Source organism: Binatus sp. (SeqCode) (assembly GCF_035272065.1).
In the GTDB taxonomy this organism is placed as follows: Bacteria; Desulfobacterota; Binatia; order Binatales; family Binataceae; genus Binatus.
Genome location: NZ_DATEQZ010000025.1, coordinates 108,324 through 131,826, shown reverse-complemented (window position 1 = coordinate 131,826; position 23,503 = coordinate 108,324). Strand labels below are relative to the sequence as shown.

The 23,503-nt window shown below is 62.1% G+C and carries 23 protein-coding genes; 12 read left to right on the top strand and 11 right to left on the bottom strand.

What is annotated here, in order from left to right; translation table 11 throughout:
• Window positions 1-5: 5 nt before the first annotated feature.
• Together aroE and VJX68_RS03665 are read left to right on the top strand one after the other, a co-directional pair.
• Window positions 6-872 carry a shikimate dehydrogenase gene (gene aroE / locus VJX68_RS03670; RefSeq protein WP_324094297.1) on the top strand — a complete coding sequence of 289 codons (867 nt, stop codon included), beginning with the start codon at window positions 6-8 and terminating at the stop codon, window positions 870-872.
• A 19-nt stretch (window positions 873-891) separates the two neighbouring features.
• Window positions 892-1,302 (top strand): VOC family protein, encoded by a 411-nt coding sequence (locus VJX68_RS03665; protein ID WP_324094296.1) that lies wholly within the window; start codon window positions 892-894, stop codon window positions 1,300-1,302.
• A gap of 16 nt (window positions 1,303-1,318) precedes the next feature.
• Here the strand turns inward: VJX68_RS03665 and VJX68_RS03660 are convergent, their stop codons facing one another.
• The 5 genes from VJX68_RS03660 to hrcA all read right to left on the bottom strand — a co-directional run bounded on the left by VJX68_RS03660 (window position 1,319) and on the right by hrcA (window position 6,633).
• Window positions 1,319-1,528 (bottom strand): hypothetical protein, encoded by a 210-nt coding sequence (locus VJX68_RS03660; RefSeq protein WP_324094295.1) that lies wholly within the window; start codon window positions 1,526-1,528, stop codon window positions 1,319-1,321.
• A 39-nt stretch (window positions 1,529-1,567) separates the two neighbouring features.
• Complete coding sequence (gene dnaJ / locus VJX68_RS03655) at window positions 1,568-2,704, bottom strand: molecular chaperone DnaJ (protein ID WP_324094294.1); 1,137 nt, start codon at window positions 2,702-2,704, stop codon at window positions 1,568-1,570.
• Window positions 2,705-2,789: 85 nt separating this feature from the next.
• Window positions 2,790-4,727 (bottom strand): molecular chaperone DnaK, encoded by a 1,938-nt coding sequence (dnaK, locus tag VJX68_RS03650; RefSeq protein WP_324094293.1) that lies wholly within the window; start codon window positions 4,725-4,727, stop codon window positions 2,790-2,792.
• A 49-nt stretch (window positions 4,728-4,776) separates the two neighbouring features.
• Complete coding sequence (grpE, locus tag VJX68_RS03645) at window positions 4,777-5,412, bottom strand: nucleotide exchange factor GrpE (protein WP_324094292.1); 636 nt, start codon at window positions 5,410-5,412, stop codon at window positions 4,777-4,779.
• Between the two features lie 180 nt (window positions 5,413-5,592).
• Window positions 5,593-6,633 (bottom strand): heat-inducible transcriptional repressor HrcA, encoded by a 1,041-nt coding sequence (gene hrcA, locus VJX68_RS03640; protein ID WP_324094291.1) that lies wholly within the window; start codon window positions 6,631-6,633, stop codon window positions 5,593-5,595.
• A gap of 136 nt (window positions 6,634-6,769) precedes the next feature.
• On the opposite strand from hrcA, the gene VJX68_RS03635 reads away from it, so the two are divergent.
• A complete protein-coding gene (locus VJX68_RS03635; protein ID WP_324094290.1) occupies window positions 6,770-8,380 on the top strand; it encodes a vWA domain-containing protein in 1,611 nt (536 codons plus the stop codon).
• Window positions 8,377-8,880: a GNAT family N-acetyltransferase gene (locus VJX68_RS03630; protein ID WP_324094289.1), complete on the top strand. Its 504-nt coding sequence runs from the start codon at window positions 8,377-8,379 to the stop codon at window positions 8,878-8,880. The genes VJX68_RS03635 and VJX68_RS03630 overlap by 4 nt, the downstream gene beginning before the upstream one ends.
• Before the next feature lie 123 nt (window positions 8,881-9,003).
• Here the strand turns inward: VJX68_RS03630 and VJX68_RS03625 are convergent, their stop codons facing one another.
• The 3 genes from VJX68_RS03625 to VJX68_RS03615 form a co-directional block, all read right to left on the bottom strand.
• Entirely contained in the window at window positions 9,004-10,002 is a 999-nt protein-coding gene (locus VJX68_RS03625; protein ID WP_324094288.1) for a ferritin-like domain-containing protein, read from the bottom strand.
• 25 nt (window positions 10,003-10,027) lie between these two features.
• Window positions 10,028-10,639 (bottom strand): TetR/AcrR family transcriptional regulator, encoded by a 612-nt coding sequence (locus tag VJX68_RS03620; protein ID WP_324094287.1) that lies wholly within the window; start codon window positions 10,637-10,639, stop codon window positions 10,028-10,030.
• A gap of 183 nt (window positions 10,640-10,822) precedes the next feature.
• Window positions 10,823-11,626, bottom strand: a complete 804-nt coding sequence (locus VJX68_RS03615; protein WP_324094286.1) for a hypothetical protein — start codon at window positions 11,624-11,626, stop codon at window positions 10,823-10,825.
• A gap of 19 nt (window positions 11,627-11,645) precedes the next feature.
• On the opposite strand from VJX68_RS03615, the gene VJX68_RS03610 reads away from it, so the two are divergent.
• Window positions 11,646-13,019: an MFS transporter gene (locus tag VJX68_RS03610; RefSeq protein ID WP_324094285.1), complete on the top strand. Its 1,374-nt coding sequence runs from the start codon at window positions 11,646-11,648 to the stop codon at window positions 13,017-13,019.
• A 156-nt stretch (window positions 13,020-13,175) separates the two neighbouring features.
• Here the strand turns inward: VJX68_RS03610 and VJX68_RS03605 are convergent, their stop codons facing one another.
• Window positions 13,176-14,303 carry an acyl-CoA dehydrogenase family protein gene (locus tag VJX68_RS03605; protein ID WP_324094284.1) on the bottom strand — a complete coding sequence of 376 codons (1,128 nt, stop codon included), beginning with the start codon at window positions 14,301-14,303 and terminating at the stop codon, window positions 13,176-13,178.
• Window positions 14,304-14,486: 183 nt separating this feature from the next.
• On the opposite strand from VJX68_RS03605, the gene VJX68_RS19275 reads away from it, so the two are divergent.
• On the top strand, window positions 14,487-15,209 hold the full coding sequence (locus tag VJX68_RS19275; protein ID WP_414643447.1) for a class I SAM-dependent methyltransferase: 723 nt from the start codon (window positions 14,487-14,489) through the stop codon (window positions 15,207-15,209).
• Between the two features lie 60 nt (window positions 15,210-15,269).
• Here the strand turns inward: VJX68_RS19275 and VJX68_RS03590 are convergent, their stop codons facing one another.
• A complete protein-coding gene (locus VJX68_RS03590) occupies window positions 15,270-16,451 on the bottom strand; it encodes an FIST signal transduction protein (RefSeq protein ID WP_324094281.1) in 1,182 nt (393 codons plus the stop codon).
• A gap of 8 nt (window positions 16,452-16,459) precedes the next feature.
• A complete protein-coding gene (locus VJX68_RS03585) occupies window positions 16,460-17,806 on the bottom strand; it encodes a M20/M25/M40 family metallo-hydrolase (protein ID WP_324094280.1) in 1,347 nt (448 codons plus the stop codon).
• A 419-nt stretch (window positions 17,807-18,225) separates the two neighbouring features.
• On the opposite strand from VJX68_RS03585, the gene VJX68_RS03580 reads away from it, so the two are divergent.
• The 6 genes from VJX68_RS03580 to VJX68_RS03555 all read left to right on the top strand — a co-directional run bounded on the left by VJX68_RS03580 (window position 18,226) and on the right by VJX68_RS03555 (window position 23,503).
• A complete protein-coding gene (locus VJX68_RS03580; RefSeq protein ID WP_324094279.1) occupies window positions 18,226-18,522 on the top strand; it encodes a HigA family addiction module antitoxin in 297 nt (98 codons plus the stop codon).
• A gap of 29 nt (window positions 18,523-18,551) precedes the next feature.
• On the top strand, window positions 18,552-19,244 hold the full coding sequence (locus tag VJX68_RS03575; protein ID WP_324094278.1) for an endonuclease III domain-containing protein: 693 nt from the start codon (window positions 18,552-18,554) through the stop codon (window positions 19,242-19,244).
• A 73-nt stretch (window positions 19,245-19,317) separates the two neighbouring features.
• The gene (locus VJX68_RS03570; RefSeq protein WP_324094277.1) at window positions 19,318-20,214 is read left to right on the top strand and encodes an NAD(P)-dependent oxidoreductase; all 897 of its coding nucleotides are present in this window, start codon (window positions 19,318-19,320) and stop codon (window positions 20,212-20,214) included.
• Between the two features lie 20 nt (window positions 20,215-20,234).
• Window positions 20,235-21,017 (top strand): hypothetical protein, encoded by a 783-nt coding sequence (locus VJX68_RS03565; RefSeq protein ID WP_324094276.1) that lies wholly within the window; start codon window positions 20,235-20,237, stop codon window positions 21,015-21,017.
• A 90-nt stretch (window positions 21,018-21,107) separates the two neighbouring features.
• Entirely contained in the window at window positions 21,108-22,466 is a 1,359-nt protein-coding gene (locus tag VJX68_RS03560; RefSeq protein ID WP_324094275.1) for a hypothetical protein, read from the top strand.
• Entirely contained in the window at window positions 22,463-23,503 is a 1,041-nt protein-coding gene (locus VJX68_RS03555) for an AAA family ATPase (protein ID WP_324094274.1), read from the top strand. The genes VJX68_RS03560 and VJX68_RS03555 overlap by 4 nt, the downstream gene beginning before the upstream one ends.

Sequence of the window (23,503 nt, the reverse complement as noted above, 5' to 3'; positions counted from 1 at the left end):
TTCACTTGCCAACCACGAGCGACACCGCAGTCGCGGCGATTTTCGGCGATCCCATAAAACATTCCAAATCGCCCGCGATGCACAACGCTGCCTACGCGGCGCTTGGCATGAGCCGAACGTACGCGGCGTTTCGCGTAACGGCCGGCAATCTGGCTCCGGCACTTCGCGCGATTCATCCGCTCGGAATCATCGGCGTAAATCTGACCGTGCCGCATAAGCAAGCCGCGGCCCGCTTGATCAAGGACCTGAGCGGGGAGGCGCGCATGCTGGGCGCGGTCAATTGCGTCCTGAATCGGCGCGGCGTGTTGCGCGGCGATAATACCGATGCGCGCGGGCTCGAGCGCGACTTGCGCGATCTCGGATGCGAGTTGCGCGGGCGGCTCGCGATCGTGATAGGCGGGGGCGGCGGCGCGGCATCGTCGGTGCTCGCGTGCATCAGGCTGGGCGCGAATCGTGTCGTGATCGCGAATCGTACGCCCGCTCGCGCCGCAGCGCTTGCGCGGCGCTTTTCGGCCAAGGGCGCGCGCGCGGCGGGCGAGCCTCGCGGGCTGGACGCGCTGATCGACTCCGAGCTGCTCGCCGACGCGCGATTGATCGTCAACGCGACCTCGATGGGTCTGACCACGGGGCGGTTCGCGCGCCTCGACTACAGCTCAACCGCCGCCGATTGCCTGTTCTACGATCTGATTTATTCGGCGGAGCCGACCGAGTTCCTGAAGCCCGCCCTCGCTGCCGGCCGGCGCGCGACCGACGGCGCCGGGATGCTGGTGAATCAGGGCGAACTCGCGTTCAAGCTGTTCAATCGAGTCGCGCCGCCGGCCGGCGTGATGCGCGCAGCTTTGTTCAATGCGCTTGGCCGGATACAAAGTTAGCTCATACGGAGGTGTCGTCATGCGCGCGGGAGTCGACCATATAATCGTCAACGTCAACGACTATTCGGCGGCGAAAAAGTTTTACGCGTGGCTGATGCCGCAGATCGGCTATCCGAAGGCGATGTCCTACGATCAGGCGGATACCGACGTTACCACCGGCTATTTCGGCGACCACGGCTCGCTCTGGATTCGGCCGTCCGATCCGGAATTTCGCGCCGACAAGTTCCATCGCCATCGCGTCGGATTGTGCGAGATTGCGTTTGCAGCCGAGAGCCGGCGGCAGATCGATGATTTAGCCGCAAAAATTTCGTCGAACGGCGGCAAGGTCACCGATCCGCCAAATGAATACGACTACCTGCCGGGATACTATGCGGTGTTTTTCACCGATCCTGACGGTCTTAAGCTGGAGTTGGTGCACGTCCCGCGCTGAGCGGCGCGGGAATTCCCTAGACGAGAACGCCGAACGCGCGCCGCGCAAACATGATGCCGGCGGGCGCTACGAGCAGCTCAGGTTGAAGGACAATCACCGCGGCAACCACCGCGAGACCCGCCGCAATCAAGAGGTCGCGCTTATCGACGTGGAAAGTCCAGCGCTCGCAATCATCGCAATAGCTTGCCCGGAATCTTCCGCTGCTCTCGCATGAGTTGCAGGCCATAGCTTCAGCTCCTTCGGGGGATGGCGTTTGCACGCCGCACTAGCCGAACATCTCCTTGAGCTTGTCCACGAAGCCTTTGGAGAGCGGATGATTGACGGCCTTGCCGTCGAGCTTGGCAAATTCCTCGAGTAGTTCGCGCTGACGCGGGGTCAGGCTGCGCGGCGTCTCGACGATCACCTTGATTAGCTGATCGCCTCGTCCGTAGCCGTGGAGATCGACGATGCCCTTGCCCTTGAGGCGCAGGATTTTTCCCGATTGCGTGCCCGGCGGAATTTTGAGCTTCACTTTGCCTTCGAGCGTCGGCACTTCGATCTCGGTACCGACCGCCGCCTGCGGGAAACTGATCGGCGCCTCGATTATCACGTCGTTGTCCTGGCGCACGAACATCTCGTGCTCCTTGACGTGGATGACGACGTAGAGATCGCCTTGCGGTCCGCCGCCGTAGCCGGCCTCGCCCTCGCCGCGCAACTTTAGCCGCGAGCCGTTGTCCACGCCCGGCGGAATTTTCACGGCGAGCGATTCGTGCTTGCGGATTCGGCCCTGTCCCTGGCACTTGGGGCACGGGTCGGAAATGATCATCCCCTCGCCGCGGCATTGCCCGCAGGTCGTCGAGATCGAAAAGAATCCCTGCTGCGTGCGCACTTGGCCGCTGCCGCGGCAGTTGGGACACTGGCGTGCGCCGCTGGAGCCGCCGCGAGCGCGTGTGCCGTTACAGGCCTCGCATTGGGTCAGGCGCTGGAACTTTACGACTTTCTCGATCCCGCGCGCCGCTTCTTCGAATTCGATTTCGAGATCGTAGCGCAGGTCGTCGCCGCGCCGGGTGCGCGAACGCGAGCGTCCACGGCCGGTGCCGAAGAAATCGCCAAAGATGTCGGAGAAAACTTCCTCGAAACCCTGGCTGAAGTCGAAACCGCCGAATCCGCCCGGACCACCCTGCGCTCCCTGGAAGGCGGCGTGCCCGAAGCGGTCATACTGCGCGCGCCGCTCAGGATCGGAAAGAACCTGGTACGCCTCGTTGAGTTCCTTGAAGCGCTCCTCGGCGTCCTTGTTTCCGGGATTGCGATCGGGATGAAACTGTATCGCGAGACTACGGTAGGCCTTTTTTAATTCGGCCTCACCGGCGCCGCGATTGACGCCGAGGATTTCGTAGTAGTCTCGCTTGTTTGCTGGCGGCATCGCGCAACGATTCTATGCGAACACAGTCGCCGACGCCATTGTCGTCTTCGGAAGAGTGGGGCCGCTTGCGCGGCCCCGCTTGTCGTTATTGGTCTTTGACTTCTTTGTAGTCCGCATCGACCACGTCTTCTTTCTTGCCGCTCTCGCCATTCCCGCTCTGAGAGCCAGACTGCGCGCTCGCGCCATCACCAGCGCCTGCTTGCGGTCCCGCCCCGGCCTTGGTCTTGCTGTACATCGCCTCGGCCAGCTTGTGCGACGCGTTCTGCAGCGCCTCGGCCGCGCGATTGATCTCGTCGGCGTCCTTGGACTCCAGCTTGGTTTTGGCCTCCGCCAGCGCGTCCTCGACCTGCTTGCGCCCGGCATCGTCAACTTCGGCGCCATGATCCTTGAGCGTCTTCTCGGTCGTATAGATCAGGTTGTCGAGCTTGTTGCGCGCCTCGGCCTGCTGGCGGCGAGCATGGTCGTCGGCGGCATGCGCCTCGGCCTCGCGCACCATCTTCTTGATCTCTTCCTCGTTGAGTCCCGACGACGCGGTAATCTTGATCGACTGCTCCTTGTTGGTGCCGAGGTCCTTGGCATGCACGTTCACGATTCCGTTCGCATCGATATCGAACGTGACCTCGACCTGCGGCATCCCGCGCGGAGCCGGTGGAATTCCGATCAAGTCGAACTGCCCGAGCAGCTTGTTGTCCGACGCCATCTCACGCTCGCCCTGGAAGACGCGAATCGTGACCGCCGTCTGATTGTCCTGCGCGGTCGAGAACGTCTGGCTCTTGCGCGTCGGAATCGTCGTGTTCTTTTCGATTAGCTTGGTGAACACGCCGCCGAGCGTTTCGATTCCGAGCGACAGCGGAGTCACGTCGAGCAGCAGCACGTCTTTGACTTCGCCCTTGAGCACGCCCGCCTGGATTGCGGCGCCGATCGCGACGACCTCATCGGGGTTGACGCCCTTGTGTCCTTCTTTGCCGAACAGGCGCTTCACGCGCTCCTGCACCGCAGGCATGCGGGTCATGCCGCCGACGAGCACGATCTCGTTGATGTCGCTCGCCTTGAGGCCGGCATCGCGCAACGCGGTCACGCATGGCGCATCCAGCCGGTCGAGCAGGTCGGCGCACAGCGCTTCGAGCTTCGCGCGCGACAGCTTGATGTTGAGATGCTTCGGTCCCGACTGGTCCGCGGTGATGAAAGGCAGATTGATGTCGGTCTCGGTCACGGTGGACAGCTCGGTCTTGGCTTTCTCGGCGGCTTCCTTGAGCCGCTGCAGCGCCATGCGATCCTTGCGCAGATCGATTGCCTGATCCTTGCGGAATTCGTCGGCCAGGTAGTCGATGACGCGCTGATCGAAATCTTCGCCGCCCAGGAAGGTGTCGCCGTTGGTCGCCTTGACCTCGAAGACGCCCTCGCCCAGTTCGAGAATCGAAATGTCGAACGTGCCACCGCCGAGATCGAACACCGCGATTTTTTCGTCCTTCTTCTTGTCGAGACCGTAAGCCAGCGACGCCGCCGTCGGCTCGTTGATAATTCGCAGCACGTTCAATCCCGCGATGCGGCCCGCGTCCTTGGTGGCCTGGCGCTGGCTGTCGTTGAAGTACGCGGGCACGGTGATAACCGCCTCGGTGACTTTCTCGCCGAGATAATCTTCGGCCGTCTGCTTCATCTTCTGGAGAATGAACGCCGAGATTTCCGGCGGGCTGTATTTCTTGCCGCGAATTTCGACCCACGCCGCGCCGTCTTCGTTCTTCACGACCTTGTACGGCAGCACCTTGAGCGCCTTCTGAACTTCGGCGTCGTCGTAGCGCCGGCCCATCAGGCGTTTGATCGCAAATACCGTGTTGGTTGGATTGGTGATCGACTGGCGCTTGGCGATCTGGCCGGTGAGCCGCTCGCCAGCCTCCGTGAATGCGACGACGGACGGCGTCGTGCGGCTGCCTTCGGAGTTGGCGATAACTACAGGGTCGCCACCCTCCATGATCGCGACGCAACTGTTCGTCGTGCCCAAGTCGATACCTATAACTTTTGCCATTTTCCTAAAGGTCCCCTGATATAGAACTTAAGATAGAGATAATCACGCTTTAGCTATTTTCAATGTCGGAGGTGTCGATTTCGCCTCCGTTTCGCTTTCCGGAATCGGTACCGGTCTGTTTGGCAACCGACACCCGGGCTGGACGCAAAGTCCGATCACCGATCAGATAGCCGCGATGGAACTCATCGACAACCGTATTCGGCGGATGCGCCTCGGACGCCACGTGATCGACCGCCTCGTGCCGATTGGGGTCGAACGCCTGGCCGACCGACTGTAGCGGCGTGACGCCTTGTGCTCGCAGAAAATCGATCAGCGCCCGCACCGTCATCTCGACGCCATCGACTATCGTCCCGACGTTGGTACCGGCGCGTGCCGCCGCCAGCGCACGCTCGAGGTTGTCGATGATCGGCAGCAGGTCGCGGAGAATCGCCTCGCGCTGGATGCGGACGGATTCCTCGCTCTGCTGGCGGATTCGCTTGCGCGCATTTTCGGAGTCGGCGAGCGCGCGAAGATACTTGTCCTTCAGCTCGGCGATTTCCTTGTCCTTTTCGGCGAGCTGTGTCCGCAAGGCATCCAGGTCGCCGCCGCCCTCGCCGTGAGCTGATTCCGGGCCGGCGTCCGTCTGATCGAACTCGCCATCCATGCCGGGATTTCCGTCCTGAGGATGCTTGTGTCGCTTGTTCATCTTATGAGACCGAACCGAAAATAAACTTAAGCATGATTTTCGCCCATGCCACTGCCGGCAAGGCCGAAATCGTTAGATTTTTCGCAGATTTTCGGAGGCCTAGATACTAAGGTGCAGGGGTTACCCCTGCCGAAAGAAGCGTGAAACCCACGCGGGTTTCAACACAATCAAGTTCCTCTCTCAGTATTCCATCAGCCGCGACAATGCGCGCGCGGTGTACTCGACCAGCGGGATCACGCGGTCGTAGTCCATCCGCACCGGGCCGACGATCGCCAGGCTGCCCAGCGCGCTCGAGCCGCTCGCGTACGACGCCGCGACCACGCTCAGCGACGACAGGCGCGGGTCGTAGTTCTCCGAGCCGATCGACACGGTCATTCCGGCGTGGGTGAGGCTGCGCTCGAGCAATTCGAGCAGCGCGGTTTTGTCGTCGAGCGCGCGCAACAGCTCGCGCATCTTGCCGCGATCGGAAAACTCCGGCTGCTCGAGCGCCTGCAAACTGCCCTCGACGTACAGCTCGGGACGCCCGACGGAGTCGGCGATCGCCTCGCCGAGTGCGAGCGCATCATGCATGAAGCGATCGTAGTTCGCTCGCTCCTCGCGCAGTTGCGCCTCGATCCATCGTCGCGCCTCGTCGAGCGTGCGTCCTTCGAGCGACTCGTTGAGGTAGCGCGCCATGCGATCCAGCTCGTCCTGCGAATGGTCGAGCTCGGTATCGACGATCCGGTTCTGCATCGCGCCTTTCGAGGCGACGAAGACGGCCAGCACCTGGTTGTTCCGGATGCGCACGAAGTTGACGCGCTCGATGATCGAAGCCTCCAGCCGCGGCGCCATCACCAGCGCCGCCTGTCCGGTCAGAATTGAGAGCAACCTTGGCGTGTCGCGCAGGACCTCGCCGAGATTGCGCACGGCGCTCGAGTAATGGAGCTCGATCTGCGCACGATCCTCGAAGCCGATTCGCGTTGCAGCCGCGAGATGATCGACGTAATAGCGGAACGCCTTCTCGGTCGGGACGCGGCCCGCCGACGTGTGCGGCTGGCGCAGGTAGCCGCCGTCTTCGAGTTCGGCCATCATGTTGCGGACCATCGCGGCGCGCACGCCCAGCTGATGCCGCGCGACGATCTGCGCGGAACCCACAGGCTCGGCAGTCGAGATGAACTCCTGCACCGCCGCGAGTATCAGCGAGTGCTGGCGGTTCGAGAGAGTGTTCGATTCCTGCGTCATCTTATTGGTGGGTCGCGCGGCACGCCCTTGTTACAATTCTGTTACTCATCCAGCGATATATTCAAGCGCCATCGTAACGCAATGGCGGGAACCGGGTCATGGCGAGCCGGTTTTCTGTGACGTAGGATCGATGCCGATGGCGCGCAAAGCCAAAATCGTCAAGCCGCGACGCTTGTATGTACCGGTCGTGCCCGCCAATGCGTCGTGGTTCGAGAGCGACAGCTACGATCGGCGCACGTGGAATGAAATCGTGGCCGACGCGCCGTCGATCGCCGACCTCGCGGAGACTGGCGAGCGGCTGGTGCCTCATTTCGGCGCGCTGGTGCAGGACCTCTTTCTCGCGCTGTTCAAGATGAACCCGGTGTTCCGCAGGGCCGGCGACGTGCGCCTGGCGGCCGCGCTCAACCGCACCGTCCTCGAGCAAATCGTGCCGTCGGCGCCGTTCCAGGCGCTGCGATCGCGTACCGCGCTCGAAGAAGACAAGGCCGCGATCGCCGCGATCGTGATGAGCGAGCATGCGCTCGAGATGATGAAATCCGAAAAGCTCATCAATCGCAGCGAGATGCTCGATCTGTGGGACCTCGCGCGACAGGAGCAGGATCTCGAAGCGCGGGCCGAGGCGGTGAAGGCCGTCAACGAAATCCAGGAAAAGGAAGAAGGCGAATCCGCGCCCGGCGAAGAGAAAAAAGATCAAGCCACAAGGAAAGAGCTCGCGGAGATGGCCGATGCTGCCGAGCGTGCGGCCAAGGTCTCAGAAGCGCGGCTCAATCAGAAGTCGCGGCAGTTCGAAACGCAACTCAAGGGCGCGGATCAGACGGCGCTCAAACGTATGCAGCTCAAGACGGCCGAGCTGGCCGGAGAAATCGATCAGGCCGCCGAGGACAGTCGCGACTTTAGCCGCGAGTTCGGGCAGGGCGGACGCGTTGCGGCCGGTGCGCGCCTCGAGCTAGGGCGGCGCCTCGCGCGCAACAAGAAGCTCGGCGAGCTGGCGCGGATGGTCGGGCGGTTCAAGCAGGACGCGCGCGCGCTCAAGCGCAAAACCCTCGAGCGCGGCGTCGCCGAGGCCTACGACATCGAGCTCGGCTCCGAGCTCGGGCGCCTGATTCCCGCCGAGCTGCTCGCGATGCATCACCCCGTGCTCAAGCGCGATTTCCATCGCCGCGTGCTCGAAGGCACCGTCCTTCAGTACCGGCTGCGCGACGACGAGCAGAAAGGCAAAGGCCCGATGGTCGTGTGTATCGACGTGAGCTCCTCGATGCAGGGTGACAAGGAGATGTGGTCGAAGGCGGTCGCGCTGACGCTGATGGATATCGCGCGACGCCAGCGCCGGCTGTTTCGCGCCGTCATGTTTTCGTCGGGGGAAGTGAGCCTGAAAGTGCTCGATCTCAATCGCGAGCGGCGCTACCAGCCCGACTTGAACAAGGTCGTCGAGATGGCCGAATACTTTCCCGGCGGCGGCACCGACTTCGAGACTCCGATCGACGCGGCCGTCAAACTGCTCGGAGAAAAGAAACTCAAGCGCGGCGACATCGTGATTATCACCGACGGCGAGTCGCAGGTCAGTCCGGAATGGCTGGCGCGGTTGCGCGAGCGTAAGGACGAGCTGGATTTCTCTATCTTTGCGGTGCTGGTTGATGTGGGCTCAGCCGAGACATCGTCGCTCGCGCAGTTCGCGGATCGAATCACCTCGGTCAAACGCATCAGCGACGAACACGCCCGCGACATTTTCCTCCACCTGCAATCGTGAAGACCAAGGACCAAAAAGTAATTCTCGAACCAGTCGATCGGAGCAATTTCATGAAGCTGTTCAACATGCAGCTTCGGCCCGAGCAGACCAAATTCGTCACGCCGCCGCGATGGACGCTCGCGCGATGCTACGTGCGGTTTTTCGGTGACAACTTCGAGCATCTGCCGCATCTAATCCGCGCCGGCGATGAGGTAGTCGGCTACACAACGACCGCGTGCGACCCTGACAGCCCCGACAACTACTGGATCGACGACATCATGATCGCCACGGACCAACAGGGCAAAGGCTACGGCCGCGCCGCAATGGTCGAGTTGATCAAAATGATCGCCGCACGTTATCCGCGATGCGAAGCGGTGCAACTAACTTGCTTTCGAACTAACCTTAACGCCGCTGCGTTGTACGTAAGCCTGGGCTTCGAGCCGACAGGCAACGTCGATGAAGAATTCGGCGAGCCCAACTACAAGCTGAGTGGTGAGGCACTCGCGAAGTTTCGGAAGTAGCGCATCGCGCGTTCAGACTTCGCGAGTGCGTTGCTCGCTCAGGTCAGGATGACATCGAGAAAAAAGAAAGGGCCGGTCGTCTGACGACCGGCCCTTCATCATTCAGATTGTGCTGCTCGCGAGCTACGCTGCCGATGCCATCTGCATCACGCCCAGCTGCTGGTACCACGACTCCGTGCGGTCGTTGATCAGGTCGATTTGCCGCAGACATGGGATGATCGTATCGACGAACAGGAACGAGTTGAACTGCTTCTCCATGTCGTTTTCCGCGGCCGCCCAGGCCGGATTGCGGTGCATCTCTTCCTCGATGTCCTTCATCGAGATGCCAACTTCCTCGAACACTGACGCGCCCGACAGGAAGCCGTCCTTGGGCACGCCATCGACGACCTTCGTCACCATCATGTCGCACGCGGCGAAAGCGAAGTCCTCGAGGTCCTTCTTGTCCTTGCCCTTGAGCTTGGTCACGGCATCGCGCAGCGCCAACATCCCGAAGCCGACGTGGCGCGCCTCGTCCTTCATGATGTACTCGAGCAGCTCCTTGAGCAGCTCGTCCTTGGTCTCGCGCTGCATGAAGCGGAACGCCGCGATCGCGAGGCCCTCGGCCACGACCTGCATCCCGACGTACTTGGGCTCCCATCGATCGTGCTCCATGACCGTGGTCAGCAGCCGCTCGAGCGTGGGGTCGATCGGGTAGATACGATCGAGCTTGGTGATGTACTTGCGGAAGCCTTCGACATGACGCGCCTCGTCGAAGACCTGTGCCGCCGCGTTCATTTTGGCGTCGAGGTCCGGCACCGCGTCAACCAACTGCCCGCATACCATCAGCGCGCCCTGCTCGCCGTGCAGGAATTGCGAAAGGCGCCATGCCGCGAACTTGCGGCCGAGCTGGTACTTGTTCTCGCCGCTCAGCGAGCGATAGAGCTCGGTCTGGAACATCGGCATCATCGTCATGTCCAGGACTTCCTTCTCGATCGGCCGGTCCCAGTTGATGGTGGTCGAGACGTTCCACTGATCGCGCTTGGCGTTCTCGTACAGGCGGTCCATCTGGGGGAACTTGACGCTGTAGTCCCAGTGGAAAACGCTTTCGAGGTCGGTGTTAACAACAGTGTGGTCGTGAGCCATTGTGGGAATCCTCCAGATTCACTTTTCACTGGGTGCCGAGCCGTGCCGCGCGCTCGAGTCCGCCCAGGGCAAAATTTACCGTTATATTTTTCAGTTCGGCGTGAGAAAGATCGCGGCTCGCGAGCAGCCACGAAATCGCCTGCGACAACATCCCGATCGTGAGATGCGCGATCGCGTCGGCGCGCTCACCGACCGCGGGCGCGAGATCATCGCGCAGGTCGTCGATGAATACCTCGTGGACCCGGACCATCAAATCGAGGAACGCGGGGCTATGACCGAAGACTATGCGGAACAGTTCCGGCGCCTGCGCGGCCGCATCGAGAATCGTGTCGATTGTGGTTTTGAGCTTCTCGGCCGGCGAGTGAACGCCGGTCTTCGCCTCGGCGAGATTGCGCCGCAGTTCAGCCGCGCCATGCTCGATCAGCTCGATAAAGATTTCGTTCTTGGTTTTGAAATGCAGGTAGAAGGTGCCAAGCCCGACGTCGGCTTCGGTGGCGATGTCGGCGATGCGCGTCTGATGGTAGCCCTTGCTTGAGATGACGCGTTCGGCGGCCTGGATCAGATCGACGCGCGTTTTTTCGCGCCGACGATCGAACCGGTTCGGCGCATCGCAGGATTGTCGAGCAACTTGACCCACAAGGTGCTCTTTTAGTGCAAAATGAATTGTGTGTCAATTACGATTATTGTTTCATTACTGAATCTACATTCATAAGTGAGTTGAGCTTCGACTTCGACTAACGAGTTAAATTCATTGCAGGATTTCGAGATCGGCGTGGACTGCAATCAAACAGAGAAGGGCCGAACAAGAACGATAAAGGCGCTAGGGTGAGCCACTGCCACCGTTGGGATCGAGCGACGGCCCCGACTGATCCGGTGGAGCGCCGGACTGATCGGGAGACTGGTCCGGCGGCGGGTTTTCGGTTCCCGCATCCTGAGTCGTATCCGGAAGAATCACGGGCTCGGGAAAGTCCGATGTCACGTTGCAACAAAGCAGATAACTGCTTCCCGCGCGAGGTTGAGCGTTGTAAGCCTGCAGCGAGCCGTCGGCGAGCACCTTGACCGCCTGATAACTGACGGAGCCGGAGACACGCTCGATCTGAAAGACGTAGTATGCGCCGCGGTCGAGCGGCTCGGGCGGTCCTTCCTCGGGCAGCATCTGCGTGAAGTGCGTGGGCACTTTCGAGTACTCGATACTCTTGAGCGTGTACTTCGTCGCACCGACGCCGGTGAGAGAGCCGAATGTGCTTTCATCGGCTTTGAACTCCCAGATGGGAACGCCGCCGTCGAAGCGTACGACAGACTCGGTATGCGACGCGTCGCGCTGATGGTTCGCGATCACTTCGGCTCCGAAGAACTTGATCACAGTGGCGCGTGCGAGCGCATCGCCGGGACGCCGATAACTGATCGCGACATTCGCTATGGGAGGTGGCAGCGGTTCGCCTTCGTTGGCGTTGGCGGCGTCGTCGAGATCGATCGAGTCGTCGTCTGAGGAACCCATTATCGACTTGACCTTCGACGAGACGGTCGAGCATCCCTGCGCAGCCAGCGCGAGCGTCAGAATCAGCGCGGCGGACCAGAGCAGTAGCCGGGGAATCGCGGTCGCTTTGTATATGGTCGTCTGCATCGAGTAGTCTTTGCGGACTGTGGCAAACCGGGATTCGAGCGAGAAGATTGGCCTTCGTCCTCTGCTAATCTACGCGCAGGCGCAGACCGGCCTCAACCTGTGCGCGACTCTGCTCGGGCTTCACCTGCTTTACTTTTATACCGATCGCAAGGGGCTCTCTCCATCGCTGGCCGGACTTGCATTCTTTCTCGCGCTCGTGCTGGACGCGATGACCGACCCGCTGGTCGGCAATATTTCCGATCGCGCGCGTTTCAAGTCGGGCCGCCGGCGGCCATTTTTCATCGCGTCGATTCCGATGGCGCTCTGCTACTTCCTGCTGCTGTCGCCGCCGCGGCTGAACGCGGGGCTGTTCGTATGGTTCTTCGGCTTCTACTTCCTGATGCTCACGTCGCGGAAGTTTTACGAGACGGCGTACGGCGCGCTGATGCCGGAACTTACGCTCGACTACGACGAACGGACCAAGCTCTCGACGTTTCGCCAACTGCTCGGCACCGTTGGCGACATCAGCGGCGCGCTGCTGCCGTTCGCGGCAAGCTACCTGTTCGCGCGCGGCACCGATTTCAAAGTGACGGGCGCGGTCTGCGGGCTGGTGGTCGCAGGCGGCGCGATGGTCGCATACACGGGCCTGCGCGAGCGTGCCGAGTTCTCCACGCTCGAGCGCTCCAAGCTGCTCGCGTCAATCAAATCGGTGGCAGGCAATCGGCCATTCGTCATTTTGCTGATCGCCACGACGCTGGCCGTGATGGCGATCAACATTCCGACCGTACTCATCCGCTTCCTGGCCAAGTACTGGTATCACGACGAGAACGCGGCGGCGCGATGGCTGATGGCGTACTTCGCCGGCTCGGTCATTTCGTATCCGTTCTGGTTCAGGATCACGCTCAGGTTTGAAAAGAAGCCAGCCTTCGTAGTCGCGATGATCTGCAACGCGATGGGCTCGCTGGGATTCATGCTGATGAGCCGGCAAAGCGCGCTGGGGCTTTATTTGTTGTTCGCGTTCAGCGGCTTCTCGGCGATCGGAATCTGGGTCACGCAAATTTCGGCGGCGGCCGACGTGATCGAATGGGACGAGGAGCGCACCGGCCAGCGCCAGGAAGGCGCGTACGGCGGAATTACCTCGATGTCGATAAAGATGGCGGTCGCGGTCTCGCTGCTGATGGTCGGTCCCGTCCTGAGCTGGGTCGGCTACAAGCCGGGCGGCGGCGGAATCACACCCCAAGCGGGCGACAATCTGCGCGCGCTGTTCGCGCTCGGCCCGGCGTCGATCTACCTGATGAGCGCGCTGGTCTTCTCGCGCTACCCGATCACGCGTGCAAGCCACCGCGCAATGCGCGACCGGCTGAACGCTCGCAGCGCCGCGGCCGAAGAAGAAAAAGCAAAATCCATCGCGTAGGGGCCTCCTCACACTCTGAGCGCAGCGAAGACTCTAACCTCTCCTCGGACAAGGAGAGGTCTTGGATTCGGAGCGGCACGAAGACGAAACACAAAACCAAAAGGGCCGCGGGTTCGCCACCCGCGGCCCTCTATCAATCGATTTTGGCTGTCGCGATCAGCCGAGCAGGGACTTTGCCACTGTCTCGCGATGTACTGGGGCATTGCCAAAGTTTGCTTCGCCTGCCAGGGCGCGTCTGTGGAACAGGTGCATGTCGTGCTCCCAGGTGAAGCCGATGCCGCCATGCACCTGGATTGCCTCCGACGTGACGTTCTTTGCCATGTCGGATGCGTACGCTTTCGCCATCGGCACCGCGGTCGCTGCTTCGGCGCCCTTGGTATCGACGGTCCAGCACGCGTAGTAGGTCAGCGAGCGCGCGTTCTCGACCGCGACCATCATGTCGACGCACTTGTGCTTGACGGCCTGAAACGATCCGATCGGCTTGCCGAACTGCACGCGCGTCTTGGCGTAATCCACCGACATGTCGAGCGCGCGTTGCGCCGTCCCGACCATCTCGGCCGCGAGACCTGCAGTTGCGATGTCGAGGGTGCGCCGTAGAATCGGCCATCCCTCGCCTTCCTTGCCGACGAGCTCGGAAGTTTTCACATTGTCGAACTTCACGTGGCACAGCCGCCGCGTCATATCGACCGTCTTGAGCTGAGTGATAGTGACGCCCTTGGTCTTCGCATTCATCGCAAGGATCGAGATTCCCTTTTCGCCGCTGCCGCCGGTGCGGACCGCCACCGCCATCCCGTTGGCTACGTGCGCGTCGGGCACAAAAAATTTCTCGCCGGTGATCGTGTATTCCTTGCCGCTCTTGGCCGCCTTGAGCTGGATTCCGTCGGCGTCGAAGCGGCCCGCGGCTTCGGCGATCGCGACGGTACCGATAAACTCACCCTTCGCCATGCGCGGTAGCAGGTCTTTCTTCTGCTGGTCGGAGCCGCCTTCTATAAGCAATGGCGCCGCGAGCAGCGCGGAGGTGAAGAAGGGTCCGGGTACGAGCGCCTTGCCTGCCTCTTCGACGATCACCGTCATGTCGAGGAAGCTGCCGCCCTGGCCGCCGTAGCTTTCTGGGATTAGCAGCCCTGGCCAGCCGAGTTCGACCAGCTTCTTCCAGAAGGCGGCGTCGTGTGCGGTTGGATCCGCCATCATCTGGCGGACAAACTTGGTCGGGCAGTTGTCGGCCAGAAAGCGCTTGGCCGCGTCCCGAAGCATCTCTTGTTCTTCAGAAAATCCGAAATCCAACTTGCGTTCCTCCGTTTTTTCGATGAGGAATCCTGCGGCTTGAAGCCGCTCAGATCCATGTTTCAGGTACCATTAAGGCTTTCAGCCGTGCAAGCGCCGGGAATGCCGCAACACCGCGGGTTGCCCGCTTGATTCGCTCGCGGGAACCGCGACAATCGTCACCTGAACACTGAAAAAGAAAAAATGGAACACAAAGATCTGGTCCGCGAAGAATTCACACGACAGGCTAATGATTACGCCACCGCGCCCGCGATTCGCGACGCGGAGCATCTGCGCAAGCTGGTCGAGATTGTCGCGCCGCCGGCTGGCGCGCGCGTGCTGGAAGTCGCGACCGGGCCGGGGCACGTCGCGATGGCGTTTGCGCCGGTCTGTCGCGAAGTCGTCGGCATCGACCTGACCGACGCGCCGCTCAAGATTGCCGAGAAGATGCGCGCCGAGCGCGGACTCGCCAACGTCAGCTTCCAGAAGGGCGACGTCGAGTCGCGCTTGCCGTTCAAGGACGGCGAATTCGACGTCGTCGTATGCCGGTTTGCGGTTCATCATTTCGCTTTTCCAGTGAAAGTTATTTCCGAGATGGCGCGGGTGTGTCGGGCTGACGGACTGGTGGCGGTCGAGGATTTTGATCGCCAGCGAACAGCCCGAGCGCGCGGCGTACTACAACGAATTCGAGCGGCTGCGCGACACGTCGCATACCAACGCGCTCGCGATGAGCGAACTGGTACGGATGATGGGCGCGGCGGGTCTCGAAATAGTGCGGTTCGCGTCGCATGGATACCGCACTCCGGTCTCACAGTGGATCAAGGCGGCAAATGCGTCGCCGGAGCGTGCAGCGAAAGCGATGGCGATGGTCGAGCGCGACGCGGCCGAAGATCTAAGCGGCGCGCGTCCAGTGCGAATCGACAGTGAACTGTATTTCACGTATCGAATCGCGATGCTGGTAACGCGCAAGCTGCCGACGCGCACGGCTTAGTTTTTTTTCCCGGAGATGAGCGCGAGGACGCCTGAGTATTGAAGCAAAGCGGTCTGCTCGGCGAGCGAGCCGATTTCGAAACCGGTGAAGAACCCGGCGATGGGAACCGGGCCGAGCGCGCGCCTGATGTACGCGGAATCGTGGCCCGGGATGTTGTACAGCCCGGCGCCGCGCGAGACGCAATCGAAGTACAGACCGAACGCGGGAGGTACGTCGAGGCGGTCGCTCAATTCGTCCAGCGTCGCCTTCAAGTCCTCGCGCGAGCGCTCGGCGTCGCGCAGCACGAAACCGAGCGTATCGCCCACTTTGGGTTGGAATGCGACCGCGATAACGCCATGCTCCTCGCTGGCGCCGACAATATTGCGCACGACAAATTGCCCGCGCTCGATGGTCGTTGCGCTCTCGTACACCGGAATCGCAACGAAGACGTAGGCGAGCGCGCGGCGCAGATCGGCGGCCAGCGGTCCGGCCGCCTCGGCGAAGACTTCGTAAGCGGGCCGGCCGTCGAGCTCTATAAGAATGTTGTCGCGCGCGGCAGTCACGCGATGCGCCGTGCCGATCAGCCCGCATGCGATCATGCTCGCGAGAGTCAGGTAGAAGTCGCCCGAGAGCAGCATCCCAGAGACTGCGTTCGAGCTTATCGTGTCGCCGCAGAAAACAAACGTCTCGCCGATCGAGCCATCCTCGCTCGCACCGCCGCCCGCTATCATCACCCCGGGCAGTTCTTTCCCGAGAGCCTCGAGGGTCGCCTCGGCTTCGAAGTTGTAAGTATCGGCGAAGAGAATCAGCAGGTTCGTTTTGTCGAGCTTGGCGCGCACCGCGGATGCAACTTCCGCCGCCACGCCCGCGGCGCGGCCGCGAAGGGTAGGCACGAAGAATCGCGTTGCCTGAATATCTTCGCCGCCGAACACCAGCACGGCGAGCGCATGGCCGGTCTCGATTTCGGTCTCGCCGGCGATGACACCCATGCTCGAGCATCCCGCTACTTCGCGCGTGTGCGCTGCGGAAGCCACCGCGCGCAGGATCATCGGATAGGCGGCGCCGTACGCAGTAGTCGCGAAACAGAGCGCGCCCTTCGCACGGCTAATCCCGGCCTGCGTGAGCGCGGCGGCCGTTGCCTCGGCGGCGGCGATCCGCGGATTGAGCGCCGTCGAGAAACCGACGCCGGCTCGAATCATCGCATCACCTAATTCTGGCCCCCGAAAATCTTGAGCAACTCTACCATCCGCTGGATTCCGTCGGCGAGTTCCTTCACGCCGATTCGTTCGTTGATGCCGTGAACGCCTTTGGCTTCCGCGGGATTCACATCGACCGGAATGAAACCGTAGGAGACGACCTTTTTCTGACGGAAGTAGTGGCTGTCGGTGAATCCGATGATCATCGACGGCACGACGCTGGCCTGGTCGTGCTCTCTGGCGAGCCTCTCGATCGCGGTCATCAGGGGCGAGCGCGACGGCGACGAGATTGGCGGGAAATTCAGGATTACGTCGATCTTTACGGTGTCGTCGCCGATCACTTTTTTGATGTCATTCATGACCTTCTTGGGATCGCTGCCGGGCAGCAGCCGGCAATCGATTTCGGCTGATGCCGTTTCGGAAATCACGTTGGTCTTCTGGCTGGCCGACAGCACTGTTGGCGTGATCGTGTCGCGGACCCGCGCGTTCTGGCTGGGGTCGTCAAGGAATTTCTGGAGATACGCGGGATCCTTCAGAGCGGCGGCGAGATCGAGTTGCTGCTTGGGGCCGTGATCGAGCATCGCCATCGTGTGGTAGTAGTCCTGCACCGGGCCGATGACGTGGACGGGCGTTTTGTACTCGCTCAACTTTTCCAGCGCTCGCACCAGCCGCGTGACCGCGGTTTCCGCTGGCGGATCGGACGCGTGCCCGGGCGGGCCGCTGGCCGTGAGCTTGAGCCACAGCGGCGTCTTCTCGGTGACCGACACGACGTAAACCTTGCGCTTGTTGTCGGATAGCGCGCGGATACCGCCGCCTTCGTTGATCAGATAGCCGGCGTCGGAGAAGACGCTGCTCTCGTGATCGACAAACCATCCGGCCCCATTCTTGCCGCCTTCCTCCTCGTCACCGGTGGCGACAAACAGCACGTCGCGATTGAGCAGGATGCCCGCGCGCTTGATCGCGAGCATCGCCATCAGCTCGATCACGCCGGGGCCCTTGTCGTCGATCGAGCCGCGGCCCCAGATTTTTCCGTCCTTGACGGCGCCCGAAAACGGCGGCACCTCCCACTCCTTGGGATTCGCGGGCACCACGTCCATGTGGCTTAGCAGGATGATCGATTTGTTATGCTTGCCGATCCCGCGCAGGCGCGCCGCGACAATTCCGCGTCCATGCTGCGGCTCCCAGGTCGTGGCGGGAATGCCGTCGGTAAGAAATTTCTCCTTGAGCATCCGCGCCGCGCCGAGTTCGTTACCGGGCGGATTGGTGGTGTCGATCTGGACGTACTTGGACAGCAAGTCGGTCGCTTCCTGCGTGACCTTGTCCCAATTGATCGGCTGCGGCGGCGGCGCCTGCGTCACCCCCTGCGACCCAGCGGGCAGGACATTAGGCGAGGCAGAAGGGGAGGCCGCGAAAGCAGAGCCGGAAATCGCGACGCAGGCCAGCAGCGAGGCCGCGGCAATCGCAGTCGAGGATGCGTGGGTCATTGTGGGTCGCAGTTGAATACTTCGATCACGCCATGAAGGAACTACGTCGCGGGCGCGCCGTCAACCACTCAGAGGTCGAAAGTGAAGCGCGGTGAATATTCGCGGTGAGCGTGCCTGCGACGGACGCCGTAGCGTTCGTCGAGATTCTTCGCTACAGCAGCTTTCGCCCAGAATGACACGAGCGCTGATCGTTCTTTTGTGTCATCCTGAGCAAAGCGGAGGATCTCACGCGCCAGCGTGTCTCTCCGGCACCGACATCGGCTATGCCGAGGTCTCCACTAAGGAGAGTTTCGATGAAGGAATTTGCACCGGTCACTCCCGGTGAGATGCTGAAAGAGGAATTTTGGGCGGAGTACCGTCTGCCGCAAAACCGGCTTGCGAAGGCGATTGGTATTTCTCCCAACCGGATCGCCGAGATCGTGAACAACCGTCGCCGGATAACCGCCGATACGGCGCTGCGGCTGGGCTTGTATTTCCGCAACAGTCCGGAGTTCTGGCTGAATTTGCAGACGCACTATGATCTTAAGATGGCGCGCAAGAATCTCAGGCCTGACGCGATCAGGCGGATCAAGGTGCAGCGGGCCGCCTGAACTACCGACCCAGATCGATAGATCGGCGGATGGAATCCGCTAAGAAAAGAGCACGGCGCTCGGCGATCGATGCGCGCGGCGTCAGCCGTGTGCTGCGGGTGCTCAGGCGCGAGGCGCCGTCGTGGAATGCACCGATTGTCAGCTTCATCGCGATCCAGCATCGCGATCCGTTCCGCACGCTGATCTCGTGCATCCTCAGTCTGCGCACCAAGGACGCCACCACCGCGGCGGCGTCGAGCCGTTTATTTGCGCGCGCGCATACGCCCGAGGCGATACTCGCGCTGGCGCCGAAGACGCTCGAGCGCCTGATCTATCCGGTGGGGTTCTATCGCACCAAGGCGCGCGTCATCCGGGGAATTTGCCGCGACCTGATCGAAAAATTCGACGGACGCGTGCCGGACGAGATCGATGAGCTGCTGACGCTCAAGGGAGTCGGGCGCAAGACCGCGAACCTGGTGGTGACCGAGGCGTACTCGAAGCCCGGCATCTGCGTCGATACACATGTGCATCGCATTTCGAATCGATGGGGCCTCGTGCGGACGAAAACGCCCGACAAGACCGAGATTGCGCTGCGCGCTGTCCTGCCCTCGCGGCATTGGATTGGGTACAACGGAATCCTGGTCGCGTTCGGCCAGACTATTTGCCATCCGACGTCGCCGTGGTGCTCGCGATGTAAAATCGCGCCGCTATGCCCGCGGATCGGAGTCACTCATTCGCGCTGACCCCCCCAAGTCCTCCAAGTCGCAGCGCAGTCAAATTCATTGCGACAGGCGGGCCGAGTGGTAGCCTGAGCTTATGACACAGAAAATCGGATTCGTGGGACTGGGTGCGATGGGTCTGCCGATGGCGGCGAACCTGCTCGCCGCCGGATACCATCTGACAGTTTATAACCGCACGGCGTCGAAAGCGGAGCCGCTCATTGCGAAGGGGGCGCATCGGGCGGTACGCGCCGGCGATGTCGCACGTCCGGGGGGTATCGTCGTCTCGATGCTGGCGGATGACGCTTCAGTCAAGGCGCTGGTGACGGGCGAGGACGCGCTCGCCGAGCATCTTGCGCCGGATGGAATTCATATCTCGATGAGTACGGTGTCTCCGGCGACCACGCGAGAGCTGGCCGATTATCACGCGGCGCGCGGGAGCGTGATGGTTGCGGCGCCGGTGTTCGGGCGGCCGAACGCCGCACATGCGAAGCAGTTACGGATCTGCGTTTCGGGGCCGGCTGAGGCGAAGGCCAGGGTGAGACCGATCGTCGAGGCGATGGGGCAGGAGGTATTCGATTTTGGCGACAATGTCGGCGCGGCCAACGTGGTGAAGCTCGCAGGCAACTTCATGATTGCTGCGGCGCTCGAGGCGATGGGTGAGGCGGTCGCGATGATGCGAAAGAGTGGCGTCGATCCCGCGGCGGCGCTCGAGATGCTCGCCAAGACGATCTTTGCGGCGCCGGTGTACCAAGGCTACGGTCCTATCATCGCGCACGGGCGTTTCACGCCGGCGGGTTTCCGGCTGCCGCTCGGACTCAAGGATATCGACCTCGTGATTCAGACCGCGACCGCGGCGAATGCGCCGATGCCGACGGCGAGCCTGTTGCGTGATCGATTCGTCTCGGCGATTGCCAAGGGGCGTGCCGACCTGGACTGGTCCGCGATTGCTTTGGGAGCGGCTGACGACGCCGGACTCACGGAATCGCGCTAGAGAATCTCATCCGAGACGCCGTGACGAAGTACGTCCGTCATATTGCTGCGCTCGCTATATTCATCGTCGCGAATCTTGCGGCGGTGCGTCCGTCGCACGCGATCGACTTCTACGAAATCCAGATTTACGACACTGATACCGCGCCCGTCGGCCACCTGATGCTCGAATTGCATTCGAACACGACCTCGACGGCGACGGGGCAGTTGGCGAAGAGCCAGATGGACGTTTACCAGGTGCACGAAACGGTCGAGGGCACGTACGGGGTGCTGCGCTGGCTGGAGGTCGGCCAGTATTTCTGCACCGCGAAGCTCTCCAACGGCGACTACGAATACGCGGGCTCGCGCACGAAAGTCCATTTCGGAATCCCGCAGACGTTCGAGTGGCCGGTGCAGTTCGGCGGCAATATCGAACTCGACTACATGCGGCATGCGGCCGAGGAAAATCCGACGACGCTCGAGCTGCGGCCGATTGCCGGCGCGAGCTACAAGGGATTTCGGCTGGTGGGGAACTTCGCGTTCGAGGATCCATTCAGCGGTCCGGGGGCGCATCACGGGATGCAATTCGATCCGTCGGGCATGCTGGTCTACAAGCTCAACGACTGGCTCTCACCGGCGGTCGAATACTACGGCGACATGGGCTCGATTCAGCCGCTCGCGAAGGTGCAGGAGCAGCAGCACTTCATCGTGCCGGCGCTGAATTTTGCTTTCATTCCGCAGCTCGAGCTCAACCTCGGCGTGGGAATTGGACTGACTAGCGCGAGTAACGGAATATTTTTGAAATCGATCGTTGGCTGGACGTTTTAGGTTTTTTGGATGCCGCGAACCCGCTGGAGATCCATCGTTGCGCGACTAGCGGAGCTAAACTAACCTAGTTTCAAGCGCTTGGCGCATTCGATGTCGTTTCCCTCACAAGACAAGCGAGCTGACGAGAAACTCCGGCAAATCATCGGCCGGGTCGGTTCCGTTCGCGTCCGGCTCAACTCGCTGGCGATACAGCACGCGATTTTCTACACCCTCGCGATCGCGATCGCGGGCGGCGCCGCGGTCTTTGCCGGTGCATACGTGCTGACGCCGCTCGTCTTCCTGGTTGGAAGCGCGGCGCTCCTTGTAATTGCAGTCATCGGTATCGCAGGCGCAATTGGCGCCGCGTGGCGGATGCGTGCGAGCGCGGCGCGTGCCGCGGCAATCGCCGACGATCGCGCCGAGCTGAAGGGGCGCCTCTCGACAATCGTCGCGCTCGCGCATAGCGAGAACCGCGGCTCGCTGTGGGCGTACCTCGTCGAAGATACTCTCGGTCGCGAGGACGAATTCGCGGCCGCGAGGATCGAGCGGCGCCGTGTGTCGCGCGGGATCTATCCGCTGGCCGGGGCGCTCGTGCTGGCGGCGCTCGCGTATCCGATTTCAAAAATCAAGCACGCGCCGCAGATCATTTCGGGCAGCGGGCAGGACGACCTGACGGTCGATCTCGATGACCTGCACCTGCGGCCCGCCGATCCGGGCGATGAATCGGGGATGCAGGTCACGGCCGACGCCGCCACCATGCGCCGGCTCCAGGACAAGCTGGCTCGCGAGGGCGCGGCGGGCGGCGACGCAGCCGGCAATTCGCTGAACCAACTGATGAATCGCGCGCGCGACATGGCCGGAAACCTGCAGAACAAGCTGACCGGACAGCCGGCGGCCTCGAGGCAGCGCCTCAACCTGCGGCTGGCCGATGCGGGCGGCGATCAGGATCGGAATGAAATTCATCGCGCTCCCGATCAGCAGAAGAATCGGCACAGCGACGTCGCGGGACAGTTCAAACAGGACCAGCCGAAATCCAAGGCCGAGCTCGATCTACCGCAGGCAGACGATTCGCGCCAGCCTAATTCGCAGCCTTCGCCGGGCGGCACCGGTGAGGCGGGCGTTGAATCCAACGCCGGCAAGGACAACCCAAATCAGGATGACAGTGCGACCGATCGCAGCATCCAGCAGAGCGGCGAGAACAGCAACAACGGCGGCGAGGCGCATGGAATCGGCGCCGATCCCGACAGCCTGTTCGGCGCGCCCGCGGCGTCGAAGCTCGGCAACGAGGGCTTCGAGATAGCAATCGAGGCGCGGCCCGTCGATCACGGCGCGAAGGGCGCCGGTCACGCCTACGTCCCGCCCAAGGTGCGCACTCCTCTTAGCCTGAACCAGGAGCCGGACGAGCCGGTCGCGCGCGCCGCCGTGCCGGCCGAAGATCGAACCACAATCAAACGGGTATTCGAAAGATGAGCGACGTGCAGGCGGAAACGCCAACGGTGGCGGATTTCGCCCGGACGTTTCGGCGTATCCAGGCCGAGATCCACAAGATGATCATCGGGCATGAGCAGGCCGTCGAGGAGTTGCTCTCTGCCCTGTTCGCGGGCGGTCACGTGTTGATCGAAGGCGTACCCGGCACCGGCAAGACGACGCTGGTAAAGACGCTGGGGCTGGCGCTCAATCTCAGTTTCAATCGAATTCAATTCACCGTCGATCTGATGCCCGCCGATATCACCGGTACGCGCGTAATTTTGTCGGGCGAGGACGGGCGGCGCGAGTTCACCTTTCAGCCGGGGCCGGCGTTTTGCCACATCCTGCTCGGCGACGAAATCAATCGCGCGACGCCCAAGACGCAATCCGCGCTGCTCGAGGCGATGGCCGAGTTGCAGGTGACCGTGTCGGGCACGACCTACCGACTCAAGCCGCCGTACTTCGTGATGGCGACACTGAATCCGATCGAGATGGAGGGCACCTATCCGCTGCCTGAGGCGCAACTCGATCGGTTCCTCTTCAAAGTGCGCTTGAACTATCCCGACGAAGGCGAATTGACGCGAATCATCGCGTCGACGACCGGCCCCGATGACGCCGGCATCGAGCCGATCTTCCACGCCGCTGAAGCGCCCGAGCGAATCGAGGCGCTGAAACGGCTGGTGCGCGAAGTGATGGCGGCGCCTGCGATGGAGATTTACGCGGCGCGGCTGGTGCGCGCGACGCAGCCGCAGAATTCGCGCTTCGTGACCGACGAGGCCAGGGCCGTGCACGACGAGATGGTCAATCGCTATGTGATGTTCGGCTCGAGCCCGCGCGGCGCGCAGGCGCTGATTCTGGGCGCCAAAGTGCGCGCGCTGCTCGACGGGCGCGCGAATATCGCGCGCGAGGATATCGAGCAGGTGGCGGTCGCCGCGCTCGCGCATCGCATTATGCTCAACTACGCCGCGCTATCCGACGGAATCGACGCCGCGCACATTGTCGAGCGCGTCATCAAGTCGGTTCGCGCCGCGAAAGTGTAG